This window comes from Treponema sp. HNW, assembly GCF_050320395.1.
Classification (GTDB): Bacteria; Spirochaetota; Spirochaetia; order Treponematales; family Treponemataceae; genus Treponema_C.
In genome coordinates this window covers 1,098,423-1,116,633 of the sequence record NZ_CP144459.1, presented here as the reverse complement: position 1 = coordinate 1,116,633, position 18,211 = coordinate 1,098,423, and the positions used below count along the sequence as shown (strand labels likewise).

At 39.1% G+C, this 18,211-nt stretch carries 16 protein-coding genes; 8 read left to right on the top strand and 8 right to left on the bottom strand.

The window, feature by feature from the left end; genetic code table 11:
- Nucleotides 1-107 precede the first annotated feature (107 nt).
- The 3 genes from V1L52_RS05230 to V1L52_RS05220 are packed head-to-tail and all read left to right on the top strand — an operon-like array spanning nucleotide 108 to nucleotide 2,491.
- Nucleotides 108-824: an ABC transporter ATP-binding protein gene (locus tag V1L52_RS05230; RefSeq protein ID WP_428771316.1), complete on the top strand. Its 717-nt coding sequence runs from the start codon at nucleotides 108-110 to the stop codon at nucleotides 822-824.
- Nucleotides 817-1,584, top strand: a complete 768-nt coding sequence (locus tag V1L52_RS05225) for a hypothetical protein (RefSeq protein ID WP_428771314.1) — start codon at nucleotides 817-819, stop codon at nucleotides 1,582-1,584. The genes V1L52_RS05230 and V1L52_RS05225 overlap by 8 nt, the downstream gene beginning before the upstream one ends.
- Nucleotides 1,568-2,491, top strand: coding sequence for an ABC transporter permease (locus V1L52_RS05220; RefSeq protein WP_428771312.1), 924 nt, complete (start codon nucleotides 1,568-1,570; stop codon nucleotides 2,489-2,491). Before V1L52_RS05225 ends, V1L52_RS05220 begins: the two co-directional genes overlap by 17 nt.
- Nucleotides 2,492-2,626: 135 nt before the next feature.
- On the opposite strand, the gene V1L52_RS05215 is transcribed toward V1L52_RS05220, so the two are convergent.
- The 4 genes from V1L52_RS05215 to V1L52_RS05200 all read right to left on the bottom strand — a co-directional run bounded on the left by V1L52_RS05215 (nucleotide 2,627) and on the right by V1L52_RS05200 (nucleotide 5,423).
- Nucleotides 2,627-3,166, bottom strand: coding sequence for a DUF1697 domain-containing protein (locus tag V1L52_RS05215; protein WP_428771310.1), 540 nt, complete (start codon nucleotides 3,164-3,166; stop codon nucleotides 2,627-2,629).
- Nucleotides 3,167-3,217: 51 nt separating this feature from the next.
- Complete coding sequence (locus V1L52_RS05210) at nucleotides 3,218-3,820, bottom strand: alpha/beta hydrolase (protein WP_428771308.1); 603 nt, start codon at nucleotides 3,818-3,820, stop codon at nucleotides 3,218-3,220.
- Between the two features lie 59 nt (nucleotides 3,821-3,879).
- Nucleotides 3,880-4,332: a GNAT family N-acetyltransferase gene (locus V1L52_RS05205; protein ID WP_428771306.1), complete on the bottom strand. Its 453-nt coding sequence runs from the start codon at nucleotides 4,330-4,332 to the stop codon at nucleotides 3,880-3,882.
- Between the two features lie 119 nt (nucleotides 4,333-4,451).
- On the bottom strand, nucleotides 4,452-5,423 hold the full coding sequence (locus V1L52_RS05200; protein WP_428771304.1) for a helix-turn-helix domain-containing protein: 972 nt from the start codon (nucleotides 5,421-5,423) through the stop codon (nucleotides 4,452-4,454).
- 367 nt (nucleotides 5,424-5,790) lie between these two features.
- On the opposite strand from V1L52_RS05200, the gene V1L52_RS05195 reads away from it, so the two are divergent.
- Nucleotides 5,791-7,560 (top strand): ABC transporter ATP-binding protein, encoded by a 1,770-nt coding sequence (locus V1L52_RS05195; protein ID WP_428771302.1) that lies wholly within the window; start codon nucleotides 5,791-5,793, stop codon nucleotides 7,558-7,560.
- Complete coding sequence (locus tag V1L52_RS05190; RefSeq protein WP_428771300.1) at nucleotides 7,541-9,289, top strand: ABC transporter ATP-binding protein; 1,749 nt, start codon at nucleotides 7,541-7,543, stop codon at nucleotides 9,287-9,289. Before V1L52_RS05195 ends, V1L52_RS05190 begins: the two co-directional genes overlap by 20 nt.
- A gap of 151 nt (nucleotides 9,290-9,440) precedes the next feature.
- On the opposite strand, the gene V1L52_RS05185 is transcribed toward V1L52_RS05190, so the two are convergent.
- Nucleotides 9,441-9,761 carry a TfoX/Sxy family protein gene (locus V1L52_RS05185; protein ID WP_428771298.1) on the bottom strand — a complete coding sequence of 107 codons (321 nt, stop codon included), beginning with the start codon at nucleotides 9,759-9,761 and terminating at the stop codon, nucleotides 9,441-9,443.
- A 214-nt stretch (nucleotides 9,762-9,975) separates the two neighbouring features.
- On the opposite strand from V1L52_RS05185, the gene V1L52_RS05180 reads away from it, so the two are divergent.
- The gene (locus tag V1L52_RS05180) at nucleotides 9,976-10,908 is read left to right on the top strand and encodes an alpha/beta hydrolase (RefSeq protein WP_428771296.1); all 933 of its coding nucleotides are present in this window, start codon (nucleotides 9,976-9,978) and stop codon (nucleotides 10,906-10,908) included.
- A 485-nt stretch (nucleotides 10,909-11,393) separates the two neighbouring features.
- On the opposite strand, the gene V1L52_RS05175 is transcribed toward V1L52_RS05180, so the two are convergent.
- Nucleotides 11,394-11,765, bottom strand: coding sequence for a hypothetical protein (locus V1L52_RS05175; protein WP_428771294.1), 372 nt, complete (start codon nucleotides 11,763-11,765; stop codon nucleotides 11,394-11,396).
- 6 nt (nucleotides 11,766-11,771) lie between these two features.
- Nucleotides 11,772-12,086: a hypothetical protein gene (locus V1L52_RS05170; protein WP_428771292.1), complete on the bottom strand. Its 315-nt coding sequence runs from the start codon at nucleotides 12,084-12,086 to the stop codon at nucleotides 11,772-11,774.
- A 482-nt stretch (nucleotides 12,087-12,568) separates the two neighbouring features.
- On the opposite strand from V1L52_RS05170, the gene V1L52_RS05165 reads away from it, so the two are divergent.
- Together V1L52_RS05165 and V1L52_RS05160 are read left to right on the top strand one after the other, a co-directional pair.
- On the top strand, nucleotides 12,569-14,323 hold the full coding sequence (locus V1L52_RS05165; protein ID WP_428771290.1) for a DEAD/DEAH box helicase: 1,755 nt from the start codon (nucleotides 12,569-12,571) through the stop codon (nucleotides 14,321-14,323).
- Nucleotides 14,324-14,391: 68 nt separating this feature from the next.
- Nucleotides 14,392-16,035 carry an ABC-F family ATP-binding cassette domain-containing protein gene (locus tag V1L52_RS05160; protein ID WP_428771288.1) on the top strand — a complete coding sequence of 548 codons (1,644 nt, stop codon included), beginning with the start codon at nucleotides 14,392-14,394 and terminating at the stop codon, nucleotides 16,033-16,035.
- A 1-nt stretch (nucleotide 16,036) separates the two neighbouring features.
- On the opposite strand, the gene gnpA is transcribed toward V1L52_RS05160, so the two are convergent.
- A complete protein-coding gene (gene gnpA, locus V1L52_RS05155; protein WP_428771287.1) occupies nucleotides 16,037-18,196 on the bottom strand; it encodes a 1,3-beta-galactosyl-N-acetylhexosamine phosphorylase in 2,160 nt (719 codons plus the stop codon).
- Nucleotides 18,197-18,211: the final 15 nt, after the last annotated feature.

Sequence of the window (18,211 nt, the reverse complement as noted above, 5' to 3'; positions counted from 1 at the left end):
TCATTGACTTATTATTTAAAATGTGATACATTCAATTTCAATGAATGTACTTCTTAAAATATTCATTGATGATTAGGAAGAATAGAAACCAAAATAAGGAGATAGTTATGATTGAATTAAAACAGCTAACAAAGCGGTATAAAAAATTCCTTGCGCTTACGGATTTTTCTTATAGCTTTGAAAATGAAAATGCTTATGGAATACTTGGAATCAACGGAGCGGGAAAGAGTACCTTGATTAACTGTATTACAAAAAATATTTCATTTCAGGGAGATTTGAAGTTTGTAGATTTGAGTATTTGGGAGATTGGATATGTTCCACAAGAACTTGCGATTTATCCTGAACTTTCTGTTTTGGATAATTTGCTCTTTTTTGCCTCAACTTATAAAATGGATAAAAAATATGCTAAAGAGAGAAGTCTGGAATTAATCGAAAAAGCCGGTTTGAAAGAAAAAATTTCTACCATGGCAAAGGACTTATCCGGAGGTATGAAAAGAAAATTAAATCTTATCACAGCCTTGGTTCACAATCCTAAGCTGCTGATTTGCGATGAGGTTTGTGTCGGAATTGATCCGATTTCAAGAAGTGAAATTTTAGAATATCTTAAAGATTTAAAAAATGAAGGTTTAAATATCATTTATACTTCACATTATTTGGACGAAGTTGAATTTTTATGTAATAAAATAATATTTTTGGATAAAGGAAAATTAATTCTTGAAGGAGATACAAAGGAGCTTATTGATAAAATGTCGGAAGTAAGCCGCGAAAAATCCAATCTTTCCGACTTGTTTATGCAAGTTTTAAGGGGCGGTGAATATGCTTAAAAAAGAGATAAAGGGAATAGTTAAAAATCCCGTTTATTACATTGTCATGATACTGCCTTTTATCATTACATTCATTATGAGTGAAGGAACAAAAAATTATTTATTGCATCGTCCCGAGTTTACTCACAAGATAAATGCTACGAAAGAAATCGTTCCATATAGCGGACAGATTTTAGATGCAAAAATACAATTTGCCGTGAGTGAGTTGAACTTTATGCTTTTAATGGCATCAATTTTGATTGGACTGAGTGTATTTGAGGAAAGAAGGCTTCATATTTGGGATAGGATTGTAGATAAACGAAAATTTGTTTCGGTTAAATTTTTTGCTCACTATGTATTCTCGGTAGTGATGATTGTTTTCAATCTGATTTTATTTGCTGTAATTTTTGATATGCAAATACCTTTAAAGTCAATTTTAATTCTTCTCAGTATGCCGATAGTCAGTATGCTTTTCGGAATTCTGATAGGCTTAATCGTTCAAAATAGAGCAATGCTTTCCAATACGATTTTAATGATAGTTATGTTTATGGGATTTTTCGGAGGAGCTTTGAGTTTAACGTCCGTATTGTCAAATACAAAATGTATGAATGTTTTGATGTACATATCTCCATTGACATTAGCTAACAAGTTAATTTACAAAAATTTGATACATGTAAATATGGGAAGGGAGCTGTTTATTTGGATTGCTTTCATTCTCGGATTTGCAGGATTATGTATTGCTTTTATAGAAAGGAGAATAAAAAATGGTACAGTCATTTAATTTTACTTTCAAAGTTTTACGAAATACAAAAGGCTTCATTGTTTCAATGATAATTATGCCCATATTTATGATAGTGCTTGTAAGTATCACTTTGGCATATTCAAATGTCCCGACCGTTGCATATATCGGAGAAAAAGCTCCGAATGTAACAAACATAAAAATGATGAAGATAGAAGAAAGAGAAAAAGATTATTTTTTAGGAATATCACAAGGAACTTTGGTGATACGGACGAATAGTAACGGAGAAGTTGAAAAATACTACAGCAGTATAGAAAACAATCCGTTAATACCTTTAATAGAAAATGCGGATAAAAATGCTGAAGTCTTTACGGAAAGACCAAGCATAAACTATTCAATCGGAACGATGCTGTTTAAATTACTGACAGCGGCAGGTTTGTTAGCGACCGTTTTAATCCAAGAAAAAGGAAATGGAATACTATTAAGGGTAAAAAATTCCAAGACAAAATTAAGCACCTATATTCTGGGAAAAAGTTTTGCAATTATGTTTGTATATGAGATTGCAACACTTGCAATTTTAACGTTTTATAAATTTGCAAACTATGATTTCGGAAAGTCTAACATAGTTGATTTGGGAATTATATTTACCGTTGCACTTTTTATTTCAACGGGAATCTATATATTTGTTGCAGGAGTGATTAAAAACGAAGGGCTTATATGGGGAATATCATCAGGAATTATTTTTCCGTTGGGAATTTGTTCAGGTATTTTATTTCCGATTGAATATATGCCGGAGTGGATGAAGACGATAGCTCATCTTTCTCCCTTGTATTATATGCAGCATTCAATAACAAGCGGAAAACTTGAAACAGTACCTATTGTTATTATGCTGTCAATTTCTCTTATACTGGGTTTAATTGGAATAAGGTTGATTGAAAAGGGGAGATGATAGGATTTTTCTATTTTTATCTCTTACTCCTTAATTCGGACATAAAAAAAGGAAGTATCGGCTGTTTGCTTTTACTTCCTTTTGGTGATTTTATTTAATTGTTTTACTTCGGCAAAACCGGGGGTTAAAAAGCTATTACATACTAACTATTTTTCTAACCGTATTCGCTGTTCTTATCGTTAGGTTTGAGCTAATATTTGCACTTGCTGTTTTGGACCACCAGTTTGTCTTTTGGTAATTTTTACGGCTGAAAGACCAAAATACCGTTTCTTTGTATTCCTCTATCTTTTCTAATCCCTCTTTAGGCTCCCCGATTTCGTTATATACATCTTTGAATGTAGCGGGCGGCATAATAAAGATTAAATTGTCATAAATCTCCTTACTTTCATCTCCCCACCAGTCGGGTGCATGATATAAAATGTCCTCAAGTTCTTCCTTTGATATGACAAAAACTGAAATATCTAAACTAAACTGATTTTTAATCATTTCCTCAATCCGGCTTGTAGTTTTGACTATATCGGCTTCATCACCTGAAAAAATCACATTACCACTGTTCAAATAGGTTTTGACATCTATATAATTAAGTTTTTCAAAACCTTGCTTTAATTCTGTCATTGACACTTTGTTTTTTCCGCTTATATTGATACCTCGCAATAAGGCGATATATCTTTTCATATTTTTAACCTCCTTTACAAATTCAAATTTAGCTATACCTACAAACTGGGATTAAATATTCTCTTTGAACCAGTTGTCTAAAAAAGTCATTTGTTCCTCTGTATGAAACCAATGCTCGCCATTCTCCATAACCGTTAAGTCCGCATTTATTTTACCCGCAAAATTTGTCATGGTCTCTACTGATGTCATATTGTCGTTATCCGCAAAAAGAATATTTGTCGGTATATCCCAATGTATCGTATTCTTTCTAACATAGCTCAAGTATTGCCAAGATAAGGATTCACCAAAAGAAGTTTCAATGTCTTTCTTTAAAATGAGTTCATCTTCCGTTATATTTTCACATTTCATTATATTCAAAATTATTCTTTCCATATCAATAATAGGCGAAATCAACATCGCTTTTTCGATAGGCATATCTGATAAAGATATTAGTGAAAAATATGCTCCTATGCTATTTGCAATTAAATAAATTTTATTATATTTAGAAATGATGGAGTTGAAATAATGTATAAACTCAATTTTAGCATCCCACGGATTTAATGATTTATAATCAAATCCGATTATTTCAAAGCTATCGTCAAAAAATTGTTTATAGTGATTAGCTTCTTCCGCATTACCCCCCTTACCATGAACATATATAACAGCATTTTTCATTCAAATTCCCTCCACAATTCCAATTTACTTGCTCCCATAAACCGGGAGTTGTATCTCCGTTATAGCTCCTTTACCATTTGCATTTCTCTAAAACGCTTATCACAAAATGTGTACTCTATTTCTTTAATTTCCCTGAAACCGATAGAAGTATACATTTTATATGCAACAATGTTTTCCAAAGATACGCTTATATACAGTTTATCAGCATTGTGTTTTTTCTTAAAATAATCAAAAAACGCTACTACAGCCTGTTTGCCGTAACCTTTACCTTGAAATTGCTTCCCTATCATAAAACGGCTCATAGACCATCCGGGAAAAGTTTCATCATAGTCATACAAAATAAAACCCACCATTATATCTTCACGGTAGATTCCTAAAGTGTAAAGCCCATCTTCATAAGCTGCTTCAACTAATGACTGTTTGTTATCCGCAACAAAGCCCTCTTGACTATCATCAATGGTCAATGCCATACAGTCCCAATAGTTTGATTTATCAATTTCTCTAAAAATCATTATTATTTTCTCCAACAACTTTTAATTTATCCAAATTGATACTTTTTCATTATATCACTTTTCCTGTATTTGGTCGGTTAATCAAACTGTTTAACGGATTTTACAATACCAATCATATATTAAACTGAATTTACATGAATATCGGAGCGGTTCAATCTGTAATCATTTGGCAGTACTCCCATATATTTTTTAAATTGAGAAGAAAAACTGCCGGCATTTTTATATCCTACGAGATAGGCAATCTCTGCAACATACAAATTACTATATGATAACATTTCACAAGCCTGCTCCATTCTTTTTTGTGTCAGATATTCTGAAAGAGATTGACCGACAACAGTCTTAAACACATACTTAAATTTTGAAATGCTCATATAGGCATCTGCGGACAATTCAATCAGTGAAAATTTCTTTGACAAATTTTGATTCAAATATGCCGTAATTTCTATAATAGCATTTCGATCCGCAAGGGAAACACTTGCATTTAAGCCTCGAAATATATCCGCTTTTTGAATACTGATAGCAGTCAATTCATCGATTTTACTTTTGAAAAATAACTTTGTACTATATTTATTGCCTGTGAAATTTCTGATTTGATTAAAAACAGATGATATTTCAGGTATAAGAATACCATGTGGAAATGCTTTCAGTTCCTCTTTAAGATTTACGCTGTTTCCGCCAAATTCTTTTTTTAGATAGGTCTCATAGTATTCCGGCATAAGCTGAATTCCTATAACTTTTGCGGGAATATCTTTTTTGATAACATATTTGTACACTTCGTTATAAGGAGTATAGTTAATATACTGCATCCCAGAATAAACATCTCCTTTGGGATAATGGTGATCCGAATCAATTGAATAATATTGTTGTATAGATATGGAATCATCAGATGTAACAGCATACTCAAAATCTTTTACATATGAATGATTTGCAATACAAATACTTGCATAAGAATCAAGTTCATATATAGATGTATATCCTTTACCTAATTCCGATGAAAATTGATATGTGTTGAAGCAAGGATTCGTAAAAGTATTGTTTTGTGAAAGCTTGCTTTCAGTATGTTCGAGAAAACTCCGGTACCCTTTATTCAAGAACTTCACCCCTTATTTTGATTATTGTAAAAGTCAAAAAGTATGGCGAAAAGCCAAAAACTTGCAAAATATCAGACATGACTAACTATAATATGATATTATACCATAAAATCCGATATAAAAACAGTCTTATTTAAGATGCCCATTGCAAGGGGTATGACAATGAATAGAACAATAAAAAATAAAACTTTTGATTTCAGAACAATTCTTTTTTTAGATTTGCTCATTATGGTATGTATGATGCTTTCAGGAAAGCCGGAAGTAACATTACTCTCCTTTTTTATTGCAGTAATCGTGCTGATAGCAGGGAGGCAATATTATACTGTAATTTTAAGAATATAAATTAAGGAAAATATTAGGAGGCTTTATGTACAAGAACAGTGAAAGAAGATTTGTTGACTTCTTAAAACCTTATATAACCTCATATATCGGTTCTGTTTTGTCGGCAATTGCGGGCGTATTTTGGGGGCTTGCTCCCTACTATATCCTTTATCGTTTGTTAAACGGACTGGTGTCGGACTTTAGCTATAACGATATTATCATAGGTACGCTTTTTATTCTTGCAGCTTTTGTTTTACAGCTTATCTGTCACGGTTTGTCCACCGCAATTTCTCATAAAACCGCTTTCCGTATACTGGAAGAGATACGAATTGCTATAACGAATAAAATGTTACGGATGCCGCTGGGATATATTCAACTGCATGGTACGGGACATTTTCAACATATGCTTATTGACGGAACGGAACGGCTCGAGTTTCCTTTAGCACACGCTATCCCCGAAACAACATCAAATGTTTTGATTCCTGCGGGGATTATTGTTATTTTATTTTTTGTTGATTGGCGAATGGCTTTAGCTGTAATGGTACCTGCCATACTGACTTTGATTTTTTATTTACCGATGTACATCGGTATAATGAACGAGTTCGCAAATACGTACTATTCGGCATTGGAACATATGAACAATAGAGTTATTGAATATATTCGAGGCAACAAGGAAATTAAAATATTCGGTCAGGAAAAAAGAGCTTATTCTAAATATGAGGAAGCCATTCGTAATTACAAAAAATCCACATTAAAACTGTATAACAAAATGTATATCGTTTCAGCGCCGGCATTGGTTCTATTGTCTTCCATTACAGTAAGTGTTTTGTGCGTTGGCGGCTGCCTCTATGTGTATAGAAGTCTTTCGGGACAGATTTTTCTCTTTTCCGTGCTGCTTTCCGTAGGACTTGGTTCATCCTTGCTTAAATTTACCGAGTTTATGGATAATTTCTATCACATAAGAAATGGAAAACATCTGATTGACGAAATTCTTTCCGCATCGGAATTAAAAGAAATTGCTTCAGAAAAAACGATTTTAAACAATAAAATTGAACTAAGCCATGTTTCTTTTGCCTACGGAAAAGAAACGGTTTTACATGATATTTCTCTTACGATTGAGGAAAACACTAAAGTTGCTATTGTCGGTCCTTCCGGCAGCGGAAAGACCACGATTGCAAATCTCCTTGCAAGATTTTGGGATGTAACGGACGGATGTATTACAATCGGCGGTGTAGACTATAAAAATCTTCCGCTGTCGGAATTAATGTCAAAAATCAGCTATGTAACACAGGATACATTTTTGTTTAATATGTCCATCATGGAAAATATACGATTAGGAAACCCGGCGGCAACAGACGAGGAAGTTAAAATTGCCGCAACAAATGCACAATGTAGTGATTTTATCGAAAACCTTGAGCACGGTTACGATACTGTTGTCGGAAATGCGGGAGCAAAGCTGTCCGGAGGGCAGCGGCAAAGAATTGTCATTGCAAGAGCAATTTTGAAAAATGCCCCCATTTTAATTCTGGATGAAGCAACTGCTTATACCGACATGGAGAATCAGAATAAAATTCAGGACTCATTGATGGCTTTATGTAAAGACAAAACATTGATTGTTATTGCACATAGGCTTACGACGGTTACAGACTGTGACAAGATTATTGTACTTGATGCCGGAAAGCCGGATTCTGTAGGAAGTCATGAGGAATTGATTAAAACCTCCGCCTTATACAAAAAAATGTGGTCTGCCTATATTTCGAAAACCTCGGAAATCGGTGAAAGAAAGGAGTCTTTTTATGCTAAAAACGGTGTATAAATTTTTGGGACTGATGAAGACACAGTACAAAAGGCTCTATCTTTCATTTCTATTTAACTTTTTAGATGGAATATTCATTATGATTCCTTTGGTCATAGCTTACTATATGGTTGCCTCCATACCGGAATTAAATAAAAATGCAACAAGACAGCTTGATGAAAAATTGCTTGTATTATGTATTGCAGCTATGGCAGTAACGATTATCTGCCGCATTATTCTACGATATGCTACGATGCGTTTACGTTCAGGAGCCGGGTATGAGGCTATATGTGAGAAGCGGATATCTTTGGGTTCGCACCTAAAACATGCTTCAATGGGTTTTTTCAGCAAAAAGAATCAAGGCGACCTCATATCCACAATTACTTCGGATGCGGCATTTCTTGAAATAGAAGGAATAGGAGTTATTGAAAAAGCGGCAACGGGAATTCCTTCTTTAATTATCGGTTTAATATTTCTGTTCTGTGTGGACTATAGAATATTTATTTTCACTGTACTCTTGTTGATCCCGGCTTGGTATGCATATAGGCGTCTTGCTTCAACACAGGATAGATTAAATATAAATCGGCAAAAATTCATCGGTACGGTAACAGAGGAAACGGTTGAATTTATTCACGGGATTCATATTTTAAAATCATGTCAAACGGAAAAGCAACATAAAACAAAAATCATGCAGATGTTTGAAAAGCTTCGGGATGAATCTATTCGCAATGAACTTTCACATCTTTTTCCGATTGCCTTATTTCAGTTTTGGTTTCGAGCTATAACCGCCGGTACGGTTTTCTTGGCAGGAATGTTTTTTCTTCGGAATGACATTGATTATATGCGATTGTTTTTATTAACGCTTTCCTCTTTCGGCTTGTTTCAAGGAATAGAGGGAATGGGTATTTTCAGCATATTTGCAAAAATGACAGCTCAATCCTTGGAACGCATGGATATAATTGATAATATTCCTGTTATGTCCGATATTTCCGGAGAAGAGGAACCGGACCAATTTGATATTTCCTATGAGAATGTCAGTTTTGCTTATGACAGTACACATGTTCTTAAGAACCTCTCCTTTCATATTCCGGAAAAAAAAACTACGGCATTGGTGGGATTATCCGGCAGCGGAAAGACAACCATTATTAACTTACTTGGAAGGTTTTGGGATGCTCAGCAGGGAAAAATAAAAATAGGCGGCAAGGAAATTCAAAATTTGTCTTATGAACATTTGTTACGCAATCTAAGTTTTGTATTTCAAGATGTTTTTTTATTTCAGGATTCTATTTTGAACAATATTAGAATAGGAAAACCGTCGGCAAGCCTGGATGAAGTCGTTGAAGCGGCAAAAAAAGCCGGATGTCACGATTTTATTATGGAGCTTCCCGACGGATACGATACGGTACCGGGAGAAGGCGGTTCAACTCTTTCCGGCGGTGAAAAGCAAAGAATTGCAATTGCCAGAGCTTTAATAAAAGATGCTCCGATAGTACTTTTAGACGAGGTAACTGCGAATATAGATATAGAAAACGAAGTAAAAATACAATCGGCATTACAGGAGCTATTGAAAAATAAAACGGTTATTATGATTGCTCATAAATTATCGACTATACAGAACGTAGATCAAATTCTTGTTATTGAAGACGGCAGCATCAGTCAAAAAGGAACACATAATGAATTGATGAAGCAAATAGGATTGTATAAAAAACTTTGGGATATGCAATATCAAACAGAAAAATGGAAAATATAAGGTTTTATTTCCTTAAAGGCTTTTTGAAAATAGCCGCCGCCGTAATAGTCTACCGCCTGTGGATTAACGTAGGCATTCAATCCATACTCAAATTCGGCACTAACATCCTTATGCTGATTTAGTTGTGTTAGTGCAGCAAATCGGGAGTTGATTATTTCTTTTTCTTTGATTTTGGTGCAGGTAACTCATCATACATTACATTGACTAAGCCGGCTAAAAATTCTTTGTTATCTACATCATCTACTAAAAGCATTTTCTTTGCACCTTCATACGGTAATTCATATTCTGCATTCGGCATATATGCTATTGCGGATTTAACAGGTTTTACCAAAAATCTATCATCATAAATTCCGCCTACGATTTTTCCATGATAATAAATTATATACTCACCCATCATTGTACGATAAGTAATATCTTTCAATCCTGATAACTGCCCTAAAATGAAATTTAAATATTCTTTACTTGACGGCATACTCTTTCCCTATTTATCCTCAAAATTTCAGCAATCCGTTTTCATCAAATTGATACTTTTTCATTATATCACTTTTCCTGTATTTGGTCAGTTAGTCACTGCAAGCTCAAAGCAACGATATTAATATGATCATCACAGAGCTTACAAAAACCGCTAAAAAATGATAGAATATAAACCGTAAAAAAGGCGGTCAAATCTTTTTTGGAGGCGGGCTATGCATACGGGCATTGATTTTTGGAAGAATTACATGGATAGGTGGTTCGGAAATGAGTTAATAGCCGAGTGGAATAAAAACGTAAAAATCGAAGAGATACAATCAATTAACGGCCCGATACATATTGAAGTGTATAAAACCGATAACATCAATAATCCTACTCTGGTGTTTTCGCACGGTATTGCAGGGTATGCCCGTCTGTTACTCCCCTTTTTGATGCCCTTATATAAATTAGGATATAACATCATTGCGCCGGACTTAGAGGGGTACGGCTATAATAAACGTGTAAAAGGGAACTTTACCTGGAACGAACATTTAGTAAATCTAAAAGATACGGTTGAATATGCGAGAAAAAACTTTACCGGGAAAGTATTTCTCGGAGGAGCCAGTATGGGCGGCCCCTTAGCTTATGCTTGCGATGCAAGATATAATCTCGCCGACGGGTTAATATGCTGGTGTCTATGGGATTTTTCCGATAAAGAATTTATGTGCAAAGAAACGAATACGAAAAAAATGACCTTTGTTCTATTGCCGATATGTAAGCTCTTATCAAAACTCATCGGAAAAATCAGGCTGAAGACATATGCTTTTATATCGTATGATACATTAACCGATGACAAAGAATTTAACGATTTAGTCAAAATCGATCCGCACGCCGGAACATTGATAAGCTTTAGAGGAATTGTCAGTTTATTAACGCAATCAAAACCGGACATTCTTCATAATGCGTATAATAAGCCTGTGTTATTATGCCAACCGAACGAAGATAAAATGACACCGGTGTATTACATGAAAAAAACATTTGACAACATTAAATGTAAAGATAAAAAATATGTTGATTTTCCCGGTCCGCATTTTCCCGTAAAAAAGGAAACATACCGGAAATGGGCAAAAGAGGTAGATGCTTTTATAAAAGAAATACAGCGGACATAAGGATGCAACCTAATCCTCTGTTCGGTACAAAAGCAGGTTAAGAGGATTACTCAGCATAAACAGAGGTTCGCCGGCACTATATGATGTCGGCTCCTATGCTCATATGTGCATTGGAGATCATCCGGTACTGCCGCGATTTTAAATATACGTTACGAACGGAGGAAGGCATTTATTCGTGCGGAGGGTTTAATACCCCGACGCTCTGCGTCGTAACAAAGGGTATTAAAACCGACTGCAACCACCTTATGAGAACAACATACCCCGATGCTTTGCGTCGGGGTTGTTGATTTTCACCAATACGATTCCATCGCTTCCGACACAACATATCCTTCAGGCAGAGTGTATGCCGGAATGCAATATCTTAAGCACTGCACAAAGACCGGCTATTTTTCCGCCCGCTTTAAAGAATATTCCGGAATGTCCCCCAATGAATATAGGGAAAAAAGGCAGCTTACTCTTCTTCGCTGTAATACACCTTGTAAAACTTACCTTTTTTGTCTGGATTTTGTGAATATATTAATTTGATCCTGATTTTTTGAAGTTTCATTATCATGTTTATAAACACAATCCCATAGATTGATATAAATTGGTTTCTCAAAGCTATCTTTATTATCTTCATATAGAATATTGGTTAGACTTGATTTTCCACTGCCATATTCTCCAATTAATGCGACTGTATTCGCTTTTTCGTCTATAGCTTTTTTTACTGCTTGTGCCTTAATACTTAAATCAAATATATCATTATTTGATTTACCAATCGGAGAATTATTAAAAAGAGCAATATCTTTTTCTTCAGTGGTAGTATTATTAGTTTCAATATTTTTATTTTTTTTAAAAAGCTGTCTAATAATTTTCATACCCCCCTACAACCATTTCTCTAATATCATTTTTTTCTTATCAGCACAAGCGGATAGTACCGATTTTGCTGTGGTGATGGCGGCTTCGTAGGTTTCGATTTTCTGTAGTGCAATACGCTGCTCTTCAATAGGAGCTGCTTGCACAGTAAGAAGCCGTAAAACGCTGCAATGATCGGTCGGATAAAACGGTGTATCTGTTTCGCCGGAAAAATCCACTTGAATTTCGCAATTATGCTTTTCAAAATGCTTGGAGAATATTGAACCGGATTGGGAAAATTCCAACTTTTTTAATACTTTTTGAAGGTTATTTTTTGTAATCATAAGGCCCCTTCATCCTCTAAAAAAACTGCTAATACAATTATATGCTTTCTTATCCAAAAAAACAAGCGGAATATAAGAAACTGAAATATTATAAAACTTGTTGCTGAAAAGCGCACAGAACACAGGCTTCCCATACTTCCCCCTCTTTCACCGCCGGCACGGACGCCGGCATAAGCCTCACATCCCCAACTTTTGTACTTTGTACAAAAGTCGTTGCATACAATCGGACACAACACAGGCTTCCCATCCCCCTTCTTTTTCACAACCGGCACGGATGCCGGCATAAGCCTCATATCCCCGACTTTTGTACTTTGTACAAAAGTCGTTGCATACAATCGGACAGGAAGTCCGATTGTATGCCCTTTACCCTTTCCGCAATCTATGGTACAATATCGCAGTATTTGCAAGACTTTACATATAAAGGAACCTCTAAAAACTTCAGTTTTTAGAGATGCCCATAAATCAAATATAAAAGAGATACTATGGACTTTAGCGAATTGAATTTAGATACCGCTCTGATGGAGGGTATACAAAAAGCGGGGTATGTAACCTGCACGCCCGTTCAGGAACGGGTATTAACAGGCGCCTTTGAAGGTGCGGACTTATATGTCCAATCGCAAACGGGCACGGGAAAAACCGCAGCCTATTTAATTACCGTTATTCAGCAAATGCTCGCCAATCCCAAAATGACCGGCAAAAAAGCCCTTGTTATGGTTCCCACGCGCGAGCTTACGGTGCAAGTGGAAGAAGAAGCGAAAAACCTTTTATCGGCGACAAAACTGAAGGCCGCAAGTTTTTACGGCGGTGTCGGTTACACCAAACAGACAGCCCTTTTAAAAAAAGGCGTAGACATCATTATCGGAACTCCCGGCCGCCTTATAGACTTGCAGGAATCGGGCATTATGGATTTGAGCACGGTGGGCTTTTTGGTTGTCGATGAAGCCGACCGCATGTTCGACATGGGCTTTTACCCCGATTTACGAAAACTCATCAAAGTGCTGCCTAAAACCGAAGAGCGGCAAACCATGCTTTTCAGTGCGACTTTAAACACCTATGTAAAAAATCTTGCATGGGAATACACGGATAACGCTCAGGAAATTACAATAGAAGCCGAACACATTACGGTTGACGAAATCGACCAAATGCTCTTGCACGTTTCAAGCGACGATAAAATCAAACTTTTGCTGGGCATCTTAAAAAAAGAAAAAGCCGAAAGCGTGCTGATTTTTTGCAATACAAAACGAAGCTGCGAAGTGATTGCCAAGCGCTTAGGCCTTAACGGCATAGAGTCCGAATTTATCATAGGCGACTTACCGCAGTCCAAACGCCTGCAAGTGCTCAACTCGTTTAAAAGCGGCTCTCTTACCTGTTTGGTTGCAACCGATGTTGCCGCCCGCGGTATAGACGTCAACGACCTTGCTATGGTTATCAACTTCGATTTACCGAACGAAGCGGAAAACTACGTACACCGCATAGGAAGAACCGCCCGCGCGGGAAAAAGCGGCAAAGCGTACACCTTTTGCTCCGAGCAGGACGTATACAATTTGCCCGCAATCGAGCGCTATTTGGGAAATCCGATTCCCTCCTCCGTTGCCGGCGAAGAACAGTTTGCCGAAGATAAAAGCGCCGGCGTATATATTAAAACCGGCTTTTACCGTGAAGACGGCGATTACGAACGGGGCCGCGGCGGAAGGCGTGCCAAAGGACCGGGTTCAAAATCGGGACGCTTTGAACGCTCATCTTCCGGACGCTCCCAAGGACGCTTCGGAAAAAGAGGCGGCGATTTTGCAGGCGGATTCAAAGAAGGCAAAAAACATTCGAAAACGGATTCGCATTACGCCGGCACGTCCGCAGCCGACAAGTCCTACAAATCGGCACGGGATATCAGTAACCTGTCGTTTGAAGAGCGCATGAAGTTTTACCGCGAAAAATACGGCGGCGAAGGCGGCGCTTACAAAGCGGACGAAAACCGCACAAGCTTTGATGAGCGCGGTAAAAAGAAAGGTAAAGCTCAAGGCGGTTTTAAACGCAAGGGCGGAAAAAGCGAACGCTTTACCAAAAAGCGCGACGGAAAAAATTACGCAGGTGCCGACAGTGCCGCGGCAAAGGCCGCATATTCGGGCAATGCGGATAAAAGAGCCGAAACACCGGCAAAGGGCGCTCAAACTAAAGCCGGGACTCCCGCCAAAAAAGGACTTTTTGCAGCTATCAAAGGCTTATTCGGCAAAAAAAAATAAAGCGGTAATCGGTACTGAAAAAACGGCGGCGCTCACAAAACCGTATATAAATCGGCACAGGAGAAAGTATGTTACACGTAAGCGATATCAGTTTAAAATTCGGGGAACGTTCCCTTTTTAAAGACGTAAATCTTAAATTCACACCGGGCAACTGCTACGGTATTATCGGCGCAAACGGCGCGGGAAAATCCACCTTTTTAAAAATCCTTTCGGGCGAACTCGAACACGATTCGGGTCAAATCATTATGACACCCGGCGAGCGCATGGCGGTTCTCAAGCAGGACCACTTTGCCTTTGACGGGTTTTCGGTAAAAGACACGGTAATGTCGGGCTTCCCGAAACTGTACGAATGTGCCAAAGCGCGCGAAGCAATTTACGCAAAAGAGGACTTCAGCGAAGAAGACGGCATCCGCGCAAGCGAACTTGAAGCCGAATTTGCCGAATTGGGCGGCTGGGAAGCCGAAAATCAAATCGAACAAATGCTTTCGGGTTTGGGACTTGAAGAAGAATACCACAACCGCATGATGAGCGAGCTTGACGAAAGCCAAAAGGTGCGCGTTTTGCTTGCCCAAGCCATTTTCGGAGAGCCGGATATCCTCCTTTTGGACGAACCGACCAACGGTTTGGATTTGGAATCCATTACCTGGCTTGAAGATTTTTTAATCGATTTTCCGAACACCGTCATTGTCGTCAGCCACGACCGCCACTTTTTGAATTCGGTATGTACCTCTATTTGCGACATCGATTACGGTAAAATCAGCCAGTTTACGGGTAACTACGACTTTTGGTATCAAATGAGCCAAATTATGCAGCGCCAGGCAAAGGATCAGGCTAAAAAGCGCGAGGAAAAAATGAAGGATTTGCGCGAGTTTATTTTGCGCTTTGCCTCAAACGCCGCCAAAAGCCGTCAGGCGACAAGCCGCAAAAAAATATACGACAAACTGGCCTTGGAAGAATTGCAGGTTACGAGCCGCAAATTTCCTTATGTAAACTTTAAGCCCTCGCGCGACATCGGCAACAATGTGCTGCGTGTCGAAAAACTGAATTACGCTCACGAGGGAATCACCCTTTTAAAGGACTTCAGTTTGGTGGTCAATAAAACCGATAAAATAGCCTTTGTCGGTTTGGAGCACAAGTCAAAATCCGCCTTTTTCGACATTATAAGCGAAACGATTAAGCCGGATTCGGGAGACGTCTATTGGGGGCAAACCTGTACCCACGCCTACCTTTCGATAGACAACTCCGAACATTTTGAAAACGATTTGAATATCACCGATTGGCTTCGCCAATATTCGCCCGAACAGGACGACGCATACGTTCGCGGATTTTTAGGGCGCATGCTTTTTACCGGAGACGAATCCTTAAAGCCCGTTCGCGTATTGTCGGGAGGCGAAAAGGTGCGCTGTATGCTGTCAAAGCTTATGCTTTCCGGTGCCAACGTATTGATTTTGGACGAACCGACCAATCACTTGGACTTGGAAGCCATCACCAGCTTAAACGAAGCTTTAACCGATTTTCCCGGCGTTATACTGTTTAACAGCCACGACCACGAGTTTATAAGTTCGGTTGCAAACCGCATTATAGAAATCACCCCCGCAGGCATTATCGACCGCATGATGAACTTTGACGACTACCTTGCCGACGAGCAGGTAAAAGAACTGCGGAGCGAATACTATAAAGACAGCGGCAAAAAGGTGAAGTTTAATATATAGGCTACATCTTATACCACTTGATTTCGTTTGCTTCCATGTCCAAATCGAAGTGCGAGCCGTCGCCGCGGTACACCCTGGTTGACTGCGCTTCGTAGGTATTGTTTACCACGCAGTATTTGCCGTTTTCAACGTATGCGTGAACTTCGACATTGCAGTTTGTGCTGAACCAGCGGTTAAGTTCTGCCTCGCTGTGCGCAGTCCATAACACGCAGCGGTGTAAAAGCCGGTTATTTTCAAAGCTGTAGGGCAAGCCGCTTATGTATACCGCCCTTCCCTTTCCGTATTCGTTGACGGCAAGCTGAACTTCCTTATCCTTTTGGACTACAATTTGAGCGCCTTCAAGGGCGTACATGCTCTTTTTTCCCTCACCGAAGTCGACTTCCGCTTTTACATCTTCGGTAATAAAATGCGGACTATCTTCCCAATTATATTTGTCGTAGTTCAGCGTAAAGCCGGTTTCTTTTTCGATACCGAGTACGTCCGCAAGCTGAATATAGCGCCCCTGATATTGGTGCCCCGAAGGTTCCCCGACCCCTATAAAGCCGCCTCCTTTCCGCACGAATTTACGGACAGCGGCGGTGATAGCGGCATCTTCCCAATAAGAGCCTCCCGTATGCGCGGTGTCTCCGTCTCCGACATTGATAAGCACGTCAATATCGTCAAGGACGGAAGGTGAAGCTTTTATGTCGTCAAACGAAATAAAGCGCACATCGAAGGGAGCGCCTGAAAGCGCTTCTATAACGCCTGCATAGCTGTAGTTTTGCTTTTGATAGAGTGCGTGGTGAACCATGTGGCAGCCCCAGGCGCGCATTTTACCCCAGCAGTTTAAAACCGCAACGGTTTTAACGCAATAGGGAATTGTTCCCTTGATATTATCGTAGAGGGTGCGGAACTCGTCGCATACGCTTTGCACGTAGTCGATAAAATCGGGAAAATCGAGGGCAAGCTTTAAATAGCCCCCGTAGCCTATGCGGTCAATGGGTTTGCGCAAAACGGCGCGGCGGGCGGTTACCCAGTTTACCTTTGCTTCTTTTACCGGATCGCCTCCTTCGTGGAAGGTATCGGGAAAAAAATACGGCAAAAAGCGTCCCTCGGTATATTTTACACCGGGAATGTCGCTTATAAGGCGCAGGGTACTTCCGTTACCGACGCTTCCGACCACCGCATCCAAACCGACGTCTTTAAACCCGTCCAAAAAGGGCTCCATACCTATCCAGTGGTCGCCCAAAAACATCATAGCCTCTTTTCCGCATTCGTGCGTAATATCGACCATTTTTTTCGCCAGTTTTATCACTTCGCGGTGCTGGAAGGCTAAAAAGTCCTTATATTCCTTTGAAGGTACACGGTACTGATTGTTAAAATACCCCTGATCGATAATGTATTCGGGACGGAAGGGATAGCCTGCTTCTTTTTCAAATTGTTCGAGAATGTAGGGCGACACGGAAGCCGAATATCCGTACCAATCGACAAATTTTTCGCGCGCTTTTTCGTCAAAAACAAGGGTAAACTGATGGAAAAACGTGGTAAAGCGGATAACGTCCACATAGGGATGTTCGGCTATAAAGGCGCGCAAACGCTTCATCGTGAATTCGCGGGTTTTAGGCTGACGCACATCGAAGGTGATTTGACGATCGACATCCTTCCAGTCATTGACAACCGCATTGTACATGTGGACGGGATCCCACATGATAAAGGCTAAAAAGCTCACGGTATATTCGTGAAACTCCTTTGTATCCCGGATAAGGACGGTACCGGCGGCTTCATTATACGACCACTGCGAAGGGGGCACAATGCTTCCGTCGGTGCGGTCGATAACCTCCCACCGGCGCTCGCAGTCCTTGGAATTGACTTTGAGCATATCGGGATACAGGCCCTTCATAAGCGGAATATGCAGGGTGTTTTCGACCGCCGTATAAAAAGGGGTCATCAAATACATTTGCTGTACTTCATCGGGATTCGCCTTTGCCCATGCATTATCCTTGCGGGTTGTGTAATAGGTTGCGTATATTTTCGCATCCGCATCTTTTAATTCCGTGGGAAAGTCCGTACCGTCGCAGTCGCGGATTGCATCGGCACCCCATCTTTTTACGATATCGAGCGTTTCTTTTACAACGTCCGTATCGGTGGGAATCGTAACCCGGCCGCGGTTTTGTTCACTCATGTTTTGTCCTTACAA

What these genes read in the sequence shown, in the direction of transcription:
- V1L52_RS05230 (WP_428771316.1), top strand. Translation starts at nt 108, where the DNA reads ATGATTGAATTAAAACAGCTAACAAAGCGGTATAAAAAATTCCTTGCG.
- V1L52_RS05225 (WP_428771314.1), top strand. Translation starts at nt 817, where the DNA reads ATGCTTAAAAAAGAGATAAAGGGAATAGTTAAAAATCCCGTTTATTAC.
- V1L52_RS05220 (WP_428771312.1), top strand. Translation starts at nt 1,568, where the DNA reads ATGGTACAGTCATTTAATTTTACTTTCAAAGTTTTACGAAATACAAAA.
- V1L52_RS05215 (WP_428771310.1), bottom strand. Translation starts at nt 3,166, where the DNA reads ATGAAAAGATATATCGCCTTATTGCGAGGTATCAATATAAGCGGAAAA.
- V1L52_RS05210 (WP_428771308.1), bottom strand. Translation starts at nt 3,820, where the DNA reads ATGAAAAATGCTGTTATATATGTTCATGGTAAGGGGGGTAATGCGGAA.
- V1L52_RS05205 (WP_428771306.1), bottom strand. Translation starts at nt 4,332, where the DNA reads ATGATTTTTAGAGAAATTGATAAATCAAACTATTGGGACTGTATGGCA.
- V1L52_RS05195 (WP_428771302.1), top strand. Translation starts at nt 5,791, where the DNA reads ATGTACAAGAACAGTGAAAGAAGATTTGTTGACTTCTTAAAACCTTAT.
- V1L52_RS05190 (WP_428771300.1), top strand. Translation starts at nt 7,541, where the DNA reads ATGCTAAAAACGGTGTATAAATTTTTGGGACTGATGAAGACACAGTAC.
- V1L52_RS05185 (WP_428771298.1), bottom strand. Translation starts at nt 9,761, where the DNA reads ATGCCGTCAAGTAAAGAATATTTAAATTTCATTTTAGGGCAGTTATCA.
- V1L52_RS05180 (WP_428771296.1), top strand. Translation starts at nt 9,976, where the DNA reads ATGCATACGGGCATTGATTTTTGGAAGAATTACATGGATAGGTGGTTC.
- V1L52_RS05175 (WP_428771294.1), bottom strand. Translation starts at nt 11,765, where the DNA reads ATGAAAATTATTAGACAGCTTTTTAAAAAAAATAAAAATATTGAAACT.
- V1L52_RS05170 (WP_428771292.1), bottom strand. Translation starts at nt 12,086, where the DNA reads ATGATTACAAAAAATAACCTTCAAAAAGTATTAAAAAAGTTGGAATTT.
- V1L52_RS05165 (WP_428771290.1), top strand. Translation starts at nt 12,569, where the DNA reads ATGGACTTTAGCGAATTGAATTTAGATACCGCTCTGATGGAGGGTATA.
- V1L52_RS05160 (WP_428771288.1), top strand. Translation starts at nt 14,392, where the DNA reads ATGTTACACGTAAGCGATATCAGTTTAAAATTCGGGGAACGTTCCCTT.
- gnpA (WP_428771287.1), bottom strand. Translation starts at nt 18,196, where the DNA reads ATGAGTGAACAAAACCGCGGCCGGGTTACGATTCCCACCGATACGGAC.